The organism is Phaeocystidibacter marisrubri, assembly GCF_008933165.1.
In the GTDB taxonomy this organism is placed as follows: Bacteria; Bacteroidota; Bacteroidia; order Flavobacteriales; family Schleiferiaceae; genus Phaeocystidibacter; species Phaeocystidibacter marisrubri.
Map to the genome: position 1 here is coordinate 135885 of NZ_WBVQ01000002.1, position 13475 is coordinate 149359.

The 13475-nt window shown below is 45.1% G+C and carries 13 protein-coding genes and 1 riboswitch; of the genes, 6 read left to right on the top strand and 7 right to left on the bottom strand.

Annotation, left to right across the window (positions count from 1 at the left end; translation table 11 throughout):
• Positions 1-202 precede the first annotated feature (202 nt).
• The 5 genes from F8C82_RS07985 to F8C82_RS08005 are packed head-to-tail and all read left to right on the top strand — an operon-like array spanning position 203 to position 3533.
• On the top strand, positions 203-715 hold the full coding sequence (locus F8C82_RS07985) for a helix-turn-helix transcriptional regulator (RefSeq protein ID WP_151693066.1): 513 nt from the start codon (positions 203-205) through the stop codon (positions 713-715).
• A complete protein-coding gene (locus F8C82_RS07990; protein ID WP_151693067.1) occupies positions 715-1347 on the top strand; it encodes a nucleotidyl transferase AbiEii/AbiGii toxin family protein in 633 nt (210 codons plus the stop codon). The genes F8C82_RS07985 and F8C82_RS07990 overlap by 1 nt, the downstream gene beginning before the upstream one ends.
• A gap of 50 nt (positions 1348-1397) precedes the next feature.
• Complete coding sequence (locus F8C82_RS07995) at positions 1398-2342, top strand: phosphotransferase (RefSeq protein ID WP_151693068.1); 945 nt, start codon at positions 1398-1400, stop codon at positions 2340-2342.
• A 53-nt stretch (positions 2343-2395) separates the two neighbouring features.
• Entirely contained in the window at positions 2396-2941 is a 546-nt protein-coding gene (locus F8C82_RS08000; RefSeq protein WP_151693069.1) for a 3'-5' exonuclease, read from the top strand.
• A 4-nt stretch (positions 2942-2945) separates the two neighbouring features.
• On the top strand, positions 2946-3533 hold the full coding sequence (locus F8C82_RS08005) for a YdeI/OmpD-associated family protein (protein WP_223279522.1): 588 nt from the start codon (positions 2946-2948) through the stop codon (positions 3531-3533).
• 401 nt (positions 3534-3934) lie between these two features.
• Here F8C82_RS08005 and F8C82_RS08010 read toward each other — a convergent pair whose 3' ends face one another.
• The 7 genes from F8C82_RS08010 to F8C82_RS08040 form a co-directional block, all read right to left on the bottom strand.
• On the bottom strand, positions 3935-5773 hold the full coding sequence (locus F8C82_RS08010; RefSeq protein WP_151694064.1) for a PLP-dependent aminotransferase family protein: 1839 nt from the start codon (positions 5771-5773) through the stop codon (positions 3935-3937).
• A 370-nt stretch (positions 5774-6143) separates the two neighbouring features.
• Positions 6144-7118 carry a homoserine O-acetyltransferase family protein gene (locus F8C82_RS08015; RefSeq protein ID WP_151693071.1) on the bottom strand — a complete coding sequence of 325 codons (975 nt, stop codon included), beginning with the start codon at positions 7116-7118 and terminating at the stop codon, positions 6144-6146.
• A gap of 5 nt (positions 7119-7123) precedes the next feature.
• Positions 7124-7543, bottom strand: a complete 420-nt coding sequence (locus F8C82_RS08020) for a YeeE/YedE thiosulfate transporter family protein (RefSeq protein WP_151693072.1) — start codon at positions 7541-7543, stop codon at positions 7124-7126.
• 11 nt (positions 7544-7554) lie between these two features.
• Positions 7555-8103, bottom strand: a complete 549-nt coding sequence (locus tag F8C82_RS08025) for a YeeE/YedE family protein (RefSeq protein ID WP_151693073.1) — start codon at positions 8101-8103, stop codon at positions 7555-7557.
• 2 nt (positions 8104-8105) lie between these two features.
• Positions 8106-9281, bottom strand: coding sequence for a trans-sulfuration enzyme family protein (locus tag F8C82_RS08030; protein WP_151693074.1), 1176 nt, complete (start codon positions 9279-9281; stop codon positions 8106-8108).
• Positions 9278-9691, bottom strand: coding sequence for an OsmC family protein (locus F8C82_RS08035; protein ID WP_151693075.1), 414 nt, complete (start codon positions 9689-9691; stop codon positions 9278-9280). Before F8C82_RS08035 ends, F8C82_RS08030 begins: the two co-directional genes overlap by 4 nt.
• A gap of 85 nt (positions 9692-9776) precedes the next feature.
• Positions 9777-9881: riboswitch (SAM riboswitch) on the bottom strand.
• Between the two features lie 95 nt (positions 9882-9976).
• Positions 9977-11845 (bottom strand): WG repeat-containing protein, encoded by a 1869-nt coding sequence (locus F8C82_RS08040; RefSeq protein WP_151693076.1) that lies wholly within the window; start codon positions 11843-11845, stop codon positions 9977-9979.
• Between the two features lie 134 nt (positions 11846-11979).
• On the opposite strand from F8C82_RS08040, the gene F8C82_RS08045 reads away from it, so the two are divergent.
• A complete protein-coding gene (locus F8C82_RS08045) occupies positions 11980-13422 on the top strand; it encodes a gliding motility-associated C-terminal domain-containing protein (RefSeq protein WP_151693077.1) in 1443 nt (480 codons plus the stop codon).
• Positions 13423-13475 lie beyond the last annotated feature (53 nt).

The following is a 13475-nucleotide window of genomic DNA, read 5'->3' on the forward strand; positions in this document are numbered from 1 at the left end:
GCGCAAAGATACGGTTAATAATCGAGGGATAAGATAAAATACACTGATTTATAACCGCTTAGCACGTTGGAGGCTGAAAACGTTGAGGTTGAGGGTTCGGTGACGGGTGCCGGGTATCGGGTGACGGAAGCTTGGATAATTAGTTTCAGAAGCCAGATGCCAGGAGTCTGAATAGTAAACAAATTTGTTTACTTTTGCAGTGATGTCATTTCCAGAAATACATAAGATTAGAGGTGTTCACCCCGGAGCTATTCTAAAACGTGAACTAAAATCGCGTTCGATTCGCAGTTCACAACTTGCAGCTCAAATAGGAGAACACAAACAGACGATTAGCGCTATCATCAATCAGCGAAGAGCGATTAACCCTGTTCTTTCCATTAAACTGGGTAAAGTATTTCAAATTGAAAGCGACTATTTTCAAATGATACAAGCGAGCTACGATACAGCTGTTGCAAAGAGTAAGCTTTCTCTCGACAAACCCAATCTAAGTGTGTTTCGAGAAGCTCTTTTCTGGGATACAAGCATAGACAAAATTGACTGGATTGAGCACAAGCGATTTGTGATTCAGCGAATCCTTGAAAGAGGAAATACCGAAGAAATCTTAGCGATGATTTCATTCTATGGTAAGTCCACTATTGTGGAAGAAATCAAACAAATGGGTTCCAGTAGGTTGAAAGCCTTTGAAAAGAATATCCTTGAATTCGAATTAGATTGATGCTTTACAAAAATACAGTTTCACCTCTACTATGGAACTCCCTTGTAAAATTGATGCAGCGCAAGGAGTTTAATCCATTTAGATTGGTAGGAGGTACGTCACTGAGTTTGCAACTGGGACATAGGGAATCTGTTGACATTGACCTTTTCACAGACGTAGAATACGGTACTTTAGACCACATACAATTGGAACAAGCGCTACTGGAAGAATTTCCCGTGGTACAATACGATAAACATGAAGAGTTCGGCATGGGCAAGTCCTACTTTATCGGTAATTCCCATGATTCACTGATCAAACTTGATCTATTTTATACCGACCCATTTGTCTTTCCGATTGATCAGAAAGAGAAAATTCGATTCGCATCTATACATGAAATTGCAGCCATGAAGTTGGAGGTCATTTCAAACGGTGGACGAAAGAAGGACTTTTGGGACATTCATGAACTCCTCGATCATTTTAGAATTGAAGAATTGCTTGAAATTTATCATCAGCGAAATCCTTTTGGTGATGAACCTAGCAAACTCCGCAAGCAATTGATTCACTTTGAGAAAGCAGAACATGAACCCTCTCCAAATTGTCTGCGAAACAAGGCTTGGGAACTGATTAAGCTTGACCTTGAAGATTTGGTGTAGGCTAGAAGCTATTGGCTGCGCTATCTTTGTTTTCGTTTGCACCCCTTCCCATGTCGCCTCAAATTCAATCTATAATTCTTCGACTGACTAATGCATCTGCTATTGTTGCGCAGGAGGTTATCCAAAACCTCTGGAGCGACTATGGTGAAATTGTGCGAATAAAGTTGTTGGAGAGCGAGTATTCGAGTGTGGTGGTGAAGCATATTCAACACGGGGCCGCAGGCAATCATCCAAGAGGATGGAATTCGGATATTGGACATCAACGGAAGTTGAAGTCATATGAAGTTGAAACCGCTTGGTATGATCGATACGCACTCACCAGCAAAGCAAGAATCCCACGATGTATAGCAGTTGAGCACTTGGAAAATGAAATCCTGATTGTACTCGAAGATCTCAATGCCTCTGGATTTAATCTCAGAAAGTCAGAGGTGAGTTGGACTGAAATGGAAGCCTGTATTCAATGGCTGGCTCAATATCACGCAGGATTCATTGGAATGGAACCTGAGCGACTTTGGGAAGTTGGAACCTATTGGCATTTAGCTACTCGTCCCAATGAGCTCGAGGCCTTAGACGACGTGGCACTGAAAAATGCAGCATCAGCTATTGATGAACAACTCAATTCCTGCACGTACAAAACACTCGTTCACGGCGATGCGAAACTCGCCAACTTTTGCTTTTCTCCAAATGGCGAAGTAGCCGGAGTTGATTTTCAATATGTGGGAGGTGGATGTGGAATGAAAGACCTCGCTTACTTCGTATCTAGCTGCTTGTATGAAGAGGACTGCGAGCGTTACGAAACTCGCATTCTTAACACCTACTTTCGGCATCTTCAAAACAGCCTCCCTATTCCAAACCCAGAACTAGAAGCAGAATGGCGCTCACTGTATCACGTGGCGTGGGCCGATTTCCATCGCTTCATTAAAGGATGGAGTCCTGGTCATTGGAAGATTAATAGCTACAGCGAACGAGTTACTAAGGCAGTGATTGGGAGGTAGGTGATAGATGTTAGGTGTTGGATCCCAGGTGTCAAATTTCCTACCTTTCTGCCGTGGCAAAAAAACTAGACAAAATACTGGTTGTAGACATTGAAGCGACTTGCTGGAATGGACCTACGCCAGAGGGCATGATGAACGACATCATCGAAATTGGCATCTGTTCATTGGATATTAATACCGGTGAAATCACCGATAATCGAGGGATACTAGTACGTCCTGAAAGATCCACGATTAGTCCATTCTGTACGGAGCTGACCACCATCACTCCAGAGATGATTGACGAGTATGGAATCTCATTCAAAGAGGCCTTGAAAATATTGAAAGACGAATACCTCAGCACGAGCAGAGCTTGGGCGAGCTATGGTGCCTACGACTTAAACCAGTTCAAGCGTCAGTGTTCCGATTTGAATAGAGGGTATCCATTTGGACCTTCCCACATCAATGTAAAAACGCTCTTCGCTCTCAAAAACAAACTCGGTCATGAAACGGGTATGGCAGGCGCGTTGGAACATCTAAACATTCCGTTAGAAGGCACCCATCACCGAGGGGTAGACGATGCCAAGAACATTGCTAAAATTCTCTGGACTATTATCGATTGAGATTTTGAGAACATCACCACATATAGAAGAATTCTGTCCTACCAATCAAGCTGAATGGCGAAATTGGCTGGAGACGAATCACATTGAAACAGATGCTGTTTGGGTTATTTTCTACAAGAAAAGTTCACCCCGTTTCAACCTGAGTTGGAGTGACGCCGTTGACGAAGCGCTCTGTTTTGGATGGATTGACAGCACCAAAAAATCGCTCGATGCAGAAAGCTACATTCAGTATTTCTGTAAGCGCAAAGCCAAGAGCAATTGGTCGAAGGTGAACAAAGACAAAGCAAAACTCCTCATAGAGCGAGGACATATGACCGAAGCTGGCCACCGGAGTATCGAGGTGGCTAAAGAAAATGGTTCATGGACCATCTTGGACAAGATTGAAAACCTCGTTGTTCCCGACGACTTCAATCTTGCTCTTTCCCAAAACCCAAAAGCCTTGGAATTCTATGAGAGCTTGAGCAATTCCATTAAAAAAGGCTTGCTTTATTGGGTTTCCTCAGCCAAGCGCGAAGAAACTCGTAACAAGCGCATTTCCGAAATCATTGAAAATGCCAACAACGGACAAACACCAAAGCAGTTCAGGCGCTAGCGGTTCTCAGACTCCAAGCTTCCGTCATCCATCACCCGCTATCCGACCTTTTGCATAGCCCTAGGTAGCGTCGTTCCTCCTCATCATCGGGCCAATGGAGTTAACGCCTCTGGCGGTTAGTATCGGGACGGCTGCAAACTCCAGTCGTCCACCCCCATCACCCAACTTCCGTCATCCGTCACCCGTCACCCAACTTCCATCAACCCCTTAAACACCTTAAACCCCTTAAACACCTTAAACCCATTAAACCCTTCTAACATACCATCCCTACCAATAAACACCCACGCGAAAGAATTCGCGCGGTAGGAGAGATTTGAAGGTTCTCACCCGTCGCCCGTCACCCGTCACCAAACACATAAAACATCTTAACCCCCTAAAACACCTTAAACCCCTTAAACCTCTCAAACCCCCTCCACAAACTTCCTAAACACTTCCTTGTGCTTCTCTAGGTCGAGGTCACCTGAAACCGAAACGCGAGCGATGTAATCTTTGTCTTCTTCCTTGGTTGTTCCTTGTGTAGAGGTGGCTGGAATGGTCCAATAACAGCCTTTCAACTGACCGTAGCTCACGCAGTACTTGCTGTCCTGTGGAATTGCATCGATCATCATATGGATGAGTTTCAGATTGAGCATGCGCTTGTATTCCTCGCGAGCTTCTGGCGTTTCGCCTTTGGTAGGTAGATCGAGTGAAAAGACCGAAGGTGTAAACCCTTGGGCTACCACTTCTTCAGAAACAAAGTTGATTTTTGCTTCTGGCAACACTTCTTCAATGAAGCGCACAAATTCTCGAGTGTTCACATAGGCATCCGCAATGCGTTGAAGCATGGAAGGCATTTGCTCGTTCAATATTTCTACTTGGAGCGCTGTAGCCTGATTGTCACAAATTTCAAGATGCTTGGCGATTGCTTCCATCAGATGTGCCGCTTCGTCATTCGCTACGCAATAGCCCGCAGTACACTTTCCTCCGCTTGGAAACTTTGAACCACTCACATAGGAAATGGTCTGTACTTCAGATAAAATTCCATCCTCTTTAACGAACTGCACATTGGGGCAAAACGTTTGGTCGAGGATAAACACTGGACGAACAGCTGTATCGCCATTCGGCGTATTTCGTGATGCACTGAGCACCGCTCTCAAATCGTCGAGATTGGGAACTTCAACACGTGGGTTGGTCGGAATTTCTGCAATGATTAATGGAACGGCATCGAGTTGAGCACAGGTGTCCAACACCTTCTCTGTACTGCGAACCATGTCGTTCGCCCCATCCACAGGAAGATCCATCACCTCCACAGAATCCAATGCTGCAGCCACTCTGCGCGCTTGATCATTCGTACCTCCGTAACAGTTCGGCGGAACAATGATCTTTATTTCTTTTCCTGGATGATTGACGCGCGCGCTATCAATCAACCCCATCATAATGGCATATTGAATTGATAGTCCACTTGAAGCAACCGCCGCTGGAGTTTTCGATCCCGTAATATCTGCAATCGTGCTTCGCAAACGTTCGAGCACTTCTGGATTTACGGCAGAACCTGAGACGGCTTGTCCCAGCAGGCCTTTTATAGTGACCAGGCAATTTGCTGGAGTCATAGCGATCGACTCTCTTCTGCGAACATGTTGAATGCTTTTCACAAACTCACTGGCATTCTCAGTATCAATCAGAACGATACTCCCTAAGTTGGGCAATAGCTGAATATGAATATCGATGGCCGAATCGAGCTCTGCACGCTCTGGATGCTCAGAAAATTGAACCAAAACCGTCGTTCCATCAAAAGGCGCAATCGCGTCCCCGACGGTGTACTTCTCCATCACAAATTCATAGTCGTACACTTCCTGAAGGGCTCGCACATCCAGCAGATCAGCAAAATCCCCCGTATAGAGAACACGAGTTTGGGTACGACTAAAATGATTGGCTCGAAGCACTGCCAAAAGCGGCATAGTGCGAGAAGAAAAAGTAATTACCTCTTCAGACTTCAACCCGAGATCTTTAGCCAATGCCCATTCGAGTACAGAAGAAAGTGGATGTCCAAGTCGGATGTAATCATACGCCGTTGGCAAAGCTTCCAACGCCTTCACACTGCTCTCCCCTTTTTCATACAATTCCTCTAGTTTCTCAAGGAATTCCGTCTTTGCCCGAGATTCATTGTAAATATCCAAACGATGAGTTGTCAGGTTGATCCAATCCATCGGTAGGTTCTTGATAACCGCTTGCAAAAAGCTCGTAAGGGAAGTGTCTTTCATCATAGTGTGTCAACAAATAAGCGTACCTCTATTGTTCTTCTGAGGCGAAATTAATGGATGAGTTAAAGATGAGGGCATGGAACCCTCGAAATTTGTGGAAAGTTGGAACTAGAATGAAAGGGCGCCACGTAGACTTGGGTCTTTTACAGCATTGTCAAACCCTTAAACCTAGCCCTAGGTAGCGTCGTTCCTCCTCACCATCGGGCTAGCGGAGTTACCGCCGCTGGCGGTTATCTACACCGGGAAAGCAAAGGCCAGACACCAGGCTTCAAGCCCCTGAAATCCTCAATTCGTCATCCGTCACCCGTCACCCGTCACCAAACACATCAAACATCTTAAACCCCTTAAACCCCTTAAACCCTTTAAACACCTAAAACCTCTCCCCCCTCAACACCCTCGCCAACTGCTTGGCCTCCACCAAAAATCCATCGTGTCCAAATTCAGATTGTATCTCTACATACCTTGCATTGGGAAGACCTTGAACTATGATCTTTTGCAAGGAGGTTGGCAGCAATTGATCGCTGTTTATTCCAATTACCACTGTTGGAGTTTGGATAGTGGATAATGCCACCTCTACTCCGCCTCTATCGCGACCAATATGGTGAGTATCGAGGCATTTGTGGAGATAGTAATATGAAAGCGACGAGAATCGCGACACCAGTTTATCGCCTTGGTAATCGATATAGGATGCCGCTTTGTGATTGGCAATTCTATCATCGGGATTGCTTTGGGTTTGATGGAATGCTTCAGGAGTTCGATAGGTGAGCAGTCCGATGCCGCGCGCAGCTTTGAGTCCGAGTTTACCTCCATCCGGCTGACCAAAGGTTGCATCTGCCTGTAACGCCAATCGCTGCGCTTGATGAATGGCAATTCCCCATGCAGATTCGCGTGCTGCGCAAGCCACGAGAACTAGTTTGTCGATTTGGCCCTTGAAACTGTAGGCAAACTCAAGCGCCTGACTCCCACCAAAAGAACCTCCAATTGCGAGTTGAATACGAGTAATCCTCAAGTGCTCCGCCAAGAGCAACTGACTCTTCACCACATCACGAACGGTAAATTCTGGAAAGGACAAGTCAGATGGAGCCGAACTTCCATAGGGTGCCCCAATCGTATTCACACAAATAATAAAATGTTCGTCGGGGTTAATCACACAGTCTTTCCCGACCACTCCTGGCCACCAATCGGAAGGATCGGAATTCGCCGTTAAGGCATGGAATACCCATACAACATTGCTTTGGTTATCATTGATTTCCCCCCATGTATGATAGGCCAATCGAAATGGAGCAATATACGCTCCCGATTCCAACTCAAGCGGCGCTTCACTTTTCCAGATATGCTTGTTCATCCTTTCTACGATACGGTTTTGCGAGAAGTCCATTGCTTACTGAGTTGATGAGGGAGTCGGCTTTTGACCGAGGCATAGATCACTACACCTACCAAGGCACCAACTAGAACAATGGCTGCGGGGCCGAGGTACATTCCCAACAGCGAAAAAATAGGCCCGGTACAGGCCCCTGTCAGTGCCCATCCAACACCAAAACTCAATCCACCTAAAATGTTAGCATGAGGTTGAAGCGGTTTTGGGGCAGTTTTGAGTCCCAGAATTCGAAGTCCAATAAAGGCTGTTAGAATAGCCGAACCGATCAATCCATACATGTGTACGGACTGAAAGTGAAACATTTCAAAAATTCGGTACCAAGAAATAGCCTCCGATTTAATCAGAATGATGGAGAAGAATATGCCGAAGAGAATGTATCTGATTGCTTTCATAATGTTTAAACTCAGAAGAAATAAGGGAGAATGAAATAGGTGGTCAACAATCCACCTACAAAAAAGGAAAGTGTCGCGAGAATGGAACTCGGTGCCAACTGCGACATTCCCATAATGGCGTGACCTGCCGTACAGCCGTTCGCATATCGCGCCCCGAAGCCCACAAACACTCCACCAATGAACAAGAGGGATATGGTGCTAAGCGAGGGTGCCAGCAGGTTCTCAGGAAGGTATCCAGGGTTCACCGAAATGCCCAATTGAGCAAGCTCACTCACGGTTTCTGGGTTGAGATTAACGAGATAGTGATCGGATGAAACCACAACGAGAACGCCCCCCAACACCAAACCGATCACAAAATAGAATTGCCATTTGATCTTTTCAGGATTCTTGAAGTAATCAAACGTAAAGGGTGTTGCAACGGAACAGATATAAACCAAGCTCGATGAAATTCCGAGTTGCTTCTTTTCCATGACCAGAAGGAGAATTACAGTCAGACCAATGAGTGGCCCACCTACATACCACGGCCATGGTTCATTGATAGTTTTAGTGATAAAGTCCATGCTTACTTCGATTTTTCAAGTGCGCGTTCAACGTCGTTAATAATGTCTTCGTGATGCTCCAGACCTACGGAAAACCGCAGAAACCCCGGTGATATCCCCACAGCCAGTTGCTGTTCCTTCGAAAGTTTGCTGTGTGTAGTGGAAGCAGGATGCGTCGCAATGCTTCGAGTATCTCCCAAGTTGGCCGTTAACGAGTGCATCTGAAGTGCATTTAAAAACTTCGCTCCACGCTCTGCACCTCCACGAACAACGCACCCCACTAATCCACCTCCTTGCGACATCTGTGCTTTTGCCAGTTCATACTGCGGGTTATCGATATCATGGGGATAAATGACCTCTTGTACTTCTGGGTGCGACTTAAGGAATTCGCACAGTAGCTGGGCATTGCTACAATGTCGATCCATTCGAACGGCCAACGTCTCCAAACTCTTTGAGAGCACCCATGCATTGAAAGGTGACAGTGTGGCTCCAGTTCTCCGAATAAAATCGTAGCAAGCGCCTACTTCAGTTTCGTTGCCCACAATCGCTCCACCTAACACTCGGCCCTGTCCATCGATGTACTTGGTTGCAGAATGAATCACCAAATGTGCCCCATATCTTTTGGGCTGTTGCAGATAGGGTGTTGCAAAACAATTGTCTACTAAAAACAATAGTCCCTTCTCTGCACAGAGCTTGCCCAGAAAGGACAAATCAGCAAGAGTGAGCGTTGGGTTTGCTGGCGACTCTACGAAAATGAGCTTCGTGTTCGGCTGAATTGCCTGCTCAAAAGCCGCATTATCGTTTACCTCTACCAAAGTGCAAGCCACCCCCATGTTGGGCAAAATTGCCTGCAAAATATGGAGGCTATTCCCAAAGATATTGGCCGCAGCAACAATGTGATCCCCACTTTTCACCAACGCAGCAAAGGCCGTAAACACGGCGGCCATCCCAGAAGCAGTGGCAATTCCATGATTGTATCCTTCTAAGTGGGCAAGCTTCCTCGCAAATTCCGAGGTGTTTGGATTTGAAAATCGGGAATAGAGATTTCCATCGGATTCACCTGAAAAAAGTGCCGCTCCCCCCTCGGCTGAATCAAAAGTGAAACTAGACGTTAGGAACAGTGGAGCAGCATGCTCGTTCTGAGCCGTGCGTTCCATTTGTTCGCGGATAGCAAGGGTTTCAAAATGCGATTGGCTCATGCGTTCAAAGAATAAGAGCATTCTACACGGATGGAAGGCGAAAGGGAGTGGTACACGGAACAATAGCGCTCTAATCCGAGATCGATAGCCCGTTGAATTTTGGCATTCTCTATCTCGCCATGCAGTTCAAACTGCAATTCAATTTGGGTAAAGACCGACGGAATTTGATCGCTGCGTGTTCCTTCCACCTTTACTGCAAAAGACTCCACTTTCTGGCGCTGTTTATAGAGGATGTTCAAGACATCAATAGAAAGACAACTCGCTAGAGAAGAAAGTAAGAGCTCCATAGGGCGAAAGCCCACGGCATCGGGAGCGCTCATAGCGGGGTTGGCGGTCACCTTTACCGAATGATTTTCGGAGGTGACATCAAATTGAAATAAGTGGTCGGTTCTTGTTAATTCTACCTTCATCTTAACTGCACATTAGTATCGAGTCGGGTAGAAAAAGAAAAAGCTTCTTCTGACAAATAGTCAAAAGAAGCTTCTGTTCTCTTTTGATTTATCTGTTCCTGATTCACAGGATGGATTTAGCACCTTCTTGCACATTGCAAGGGTTGCTAAGGTTTCACAGGGCCAGTCCCTCCACCTTTCTCGATAAGTATATGTAAAAAACGTATTGCCGTATTAGCAGCGACAAATGTATAGCAAAAAACAGGAAGTTGCCAAATTTCACAGCAGTAGGAATCACGTGATCTCCTATTCCATTTCCAAAACTGACCGACTCCAAAACTGTTGAGGATTGATACGGACGGGGATTTCGTTGCTGTATACCGGACGATAACGAGGACTTTTCTCGGAGAGAGAATTAATTAACATCGTCATTGAGATTACTTCCTTTCCCCCCACAGTATCCACTCTTGACTCAAACTTCCGGTTTTGACCTCTGCGAAAGACTCCGTCTAATCTCAATCTCAACGAAGTTTCCATTGCTCCTGTCATCCTCGGAAGAACGTAGGAAAACTTTTCATGAGGATAGATCATCTGCTGGTCTAGAGACGGCACACTTTTGAAACTATCTCCATGTATTGGTTTCCAAAGGCCATCTCGAATATCCAATGCTTCAATAGTCATGGAAAACTCTTGATTCTCCCGATCGATGTACCGAAAATCAGGACTATTATTAACGATCCACACCTGATATCCAAGGTACTCTGAATCCACACTCCACTGCCATTGGTCAACATCAATCAGAACCTGAATTCCAGTATCTACTTTGGTTTCATTCAGCCTGTTTTCGCTCTGCGTTTCACGAAAGTTGAATTCTAACCGCGAAATGATATTAATCGGATTGCTCCTGTTTGATTGGATAAAAGAATCCGCTGAAACAATTTCTCCAGATTCTAAAAAAAATACCTTCTCATATGGACCGAGAAATACACAAGCCCCATTCAATTCTTCGACACTATACATCCGGGTAAATGGACCATAAAGCACATCGGAACTAAAATGATAAGCATAGCATCCATTATTGGAATAGAAGACTCCAATATTCAGCGTGGTAGAATACAAGTAATGGTGAATATCGGAGAGCGTATCGACATATGAATGTATCAATTCTCCTTCACTATCAATCACCCACCAAAATTGACCTTTTCTGACCATGCTGTTCAGAGGTTGAGCACTATTCCATTCCCGCTCCAACGGACTGGCAACTTCGTCGTACTCCATATTCGAAATCACTTCGTGAAAAGAATTGACCAAAACATACTTTCCGTTTTCAATCCTTGCAAATCCACGATTTCCCATCATGGGACCTCCATATCTCCAATCAGAAGAAATTGGAGTAAACTCTCCTTGTGAATTCATCACTCCTTTCAATCCACTTAACCAAAGACCTTGCAAGGAATCATGCATCCAATAGACTGAAACAGGAAACTGATAAGCACCTACTTGAGGGAAATGATATTCTTTCTGCGAAAATGAAAACAGGGTATCTCCAAATTGATTTATGCAAAAAGTAGAATCCTCCGAATAAAGGAGGTAACTATCCCAAGTCAACTGTTGGTGGTCATACTCGTCCGCAACTTCAATGCGGTATGTTCCATCAGCAAATAATAACAGTTGTTTAGGAACTGAATCCTCGTGTGTGGTTATTCTGTACTTTCCTGATGTAACATGCTGAAACGAAGAACAAGTAACCAAGATTTTGCCATCCCTATTGAATATATCGATTTGAGAATCCGAATTCCCCTTGAAGAAATTAGAATCGATCGATGAAATACTCTTGTACGGCTCTTTGTTAATCGGGTTAAAATTCCTGTCAATGATCCACCAACCACCATCAACATATACGTTCGCTCGTTGATGCTCGAAGGTCGAAGCGTATTCAAAGATGGAAGACACAATGATGCCTGATCCATCGATATATTGATAATATCCATTCATTCGAACAGGTGCCACCCCCTCTGAAAAGAAGTTGGCATACTCATATTGAGGCTCAATCACCCATTCGGTATTTGCGTTCCGATATCCCCAGAGCCCGCGGTCTTGAAAGGGTAGCAATACCTGCGCATCAACTGGATAAACTGAAATACAAAAGAGGACTAAGAGGAGAGCTCGATTCATACGTTGAATTTACAACTTAACGATTCAGCGTAGTTCAGGGTTGAATGGCCTTTTACTAAATCTACATACATACACACTAAGACGACTAATTCATTTTCAAGAGTTCGCCTCCAATTTCTGTACATTCGAAAATAATGAGACCTAACTCACTTTGCGCTCCCTTCATTGCTTTGCTTCTGCTCAGTACACTCTTGTGGTGTACTCCTGCTCGGGCGCAATGTGATTTCTCTTCGGATTTCTCTTCGACGAATGGCTGGACACAAGTTGGTAGTGAGGTGGAGATTCAAAATGGAGCGGTCCACTTCCTAAACGGCGCCAAGTGTCGCGAATTTCAGAAACGACTTCAAGCCCCTATTGGCAGATCGATGAATGAAGGAGATTGCTGGGAAGCTCGTATCGAATTTACCCCCGTCACTGTTGGAACGAAGTACGGCCTTCCCTATTCGGGTCACATGATTCTATCTCTCACCGAAGGAACGGATGAGTTCTACTATGAATGCAACGACCCTCCATGTACGGGGCACAATAAAGGTGATCAGGATGGAATTATGGTCGGCTTCAATGGAAAGAATCCACCGGATGGCAACTTGTATTTCTTCATCTCCGTTTTGGATTCCCTAAAGGAGACACAATCTACTCGAATTGTTTCACTCCCTCTGGGAACAACGCATTATGTAGCGCTTAGAAAATCGAGTGCAAACAGTGCCGAACTTAGTGTTTACAGTGATCCTAATTACTCCGTTCACCTTCCTGGATCACCGGTTTCGTTGACGTATTCAGGAAGTGTAGACAATCTCACCCATGTTCAATTTGGGAATACCATTCGTGGAGAATCTCGACGACAACTAACGGGGACTTTAGACAATCTTTGCCTCAGTTGGGCAAGTACTGCGAATATCTCCTTAGACTTACCCGAGGATACCACTCTTTGTCCCGATGACACGCTGATTCTAGATATTGGTCATGGCTCCAACTTGAATTACTCATGGAGCAATGGCAGTTCAGATTCTATCATAGAAATCACTGAAGCAGGTAACTATATCGCACGTATTTCATCTGCATGTAACACCATTACCGATACGATTGAAGTCTCGAAAATATCAGCCCTAAACCAACAACTCAACGATGTTCACTTGTGCGAAGGTGAATCGGCAATACTGCGCTACACTGCCCAAAACGCTACCTACCTATGGAACACGGGAGCAACCACGCCGTCCATTCGCGTCTCTTCTTCTGGACTGTATAGTGTAACCGTAAAAACTGCCTGCGAAACACTGGTGGATCAAGCCTATGTATATGTGGAGGATTGTACCTGCGAAATGAAACTCCCCAATATATTCACGCCGAATGGAGATGGCATCAACGATTACTTCAGGGCCGTTGAATCCAACCCCAATTGCACACTCAATCTACAGGTATTTAACCGATGGGGTACACGCGTGTTTGAAACGTCCAAGCACGACTTCACTTGGAATGGCGACAACCTCCCCGAAGGCACTTATTTCTGGGTACTCACCTACGCTGATTCCATGGGTGTGGAGCAAATTGAAACGGGAAGTGTGACACTTTCCAGATAGCGAGAAAGGTGGGATTTCTTTCAGAATCCCGCTGATACCCAACATTTGTTTTT

What these genes read in the sequence shown, in the direction of transcription:
- F8C82_RS07985 (WP_151693066.1), top strand. Translation starts at nt 203, where the DNA reads ATGTCATTTCCAGAAATACATAAGATTAGAGGTGTTCACCCCGGAGCT.
- F8C82_RS07990 (WP_151693067.1), top strand. Translation starts at nt 715, where the DNA reads ATGCTTTACAAAAATACAGTTTCACCTCTACTATGGAACTCCCTTGTA.
- F8C82_RS07995 (WP_151693068.1), top strand. Translation starts at nt 1,398, where the DNA reads ATGTCGCCTCAAATTCAATCTATAATTCTTCGACTGACTAATGCATCT.
- F8C82_RS08010 (WP_151694064.1), bottom strand. Translation starts at nt 5,773, where the DNA reads ATGAAAGACACTTCCCTTACGAGCTTTTTGCAAGCGGTTATCAAGAAC.
- F8C82_RS08015 (WP_151693071.1), bottom strand. Translation starts at nt 7,118, where the DNA reads ATGAACAAGCATATCTGGAAAAGTGAAGCGCCGCTTGAGTTGGAATCG.
- F8C82_RS08020 (WP_151693072.1), bottom strand. Translation starts at nt 7,543, where the DNA reads ATGAAAGCAATCAGATACATTCTCTTCGGCATATTCTTCTCCATCATT.
- F8C82_RS08025 (WP_151693073.1), bottom strand. Translation starts at nt 8,103, where the DNA reads ATGGACTTTATCACTAAAACTATCAATGAACCATGGCCGTGGTATGTA.
- F8C82_RS08030 (WP_151693074.1), bottom strand. Translation starts at nt 9,281, where the DNA reads ATGAGCCAATCGCATTTTGAAACCCTTGCTATCCGCGAACAAATGGAA.
- F8C82_RS08035 (WP_151693075.1), bottom strand. Translation starts at nt 9,691, where the DNA reads ATGAAGGTAGAATTAACAAGAACCGACCACTTATTTCAATTTGATGTC.
- F8C82_RS08040 (WP_151693076.1), bottom strand. Translation starts at nt 11,845, where the DNA reads ATGAATCGAGCTCTCCTCTTAGTCCTCTTTTGTATTTCAGTTTATCCA.
- F8C82_RS08045 (WP_151693077.1), top strand. Translation starts at nt 11,980, where the DNA reads ATGAGACCTAACTCACTTTGCGCTCCCTTCATTGCTTTGCTTCTGCTC.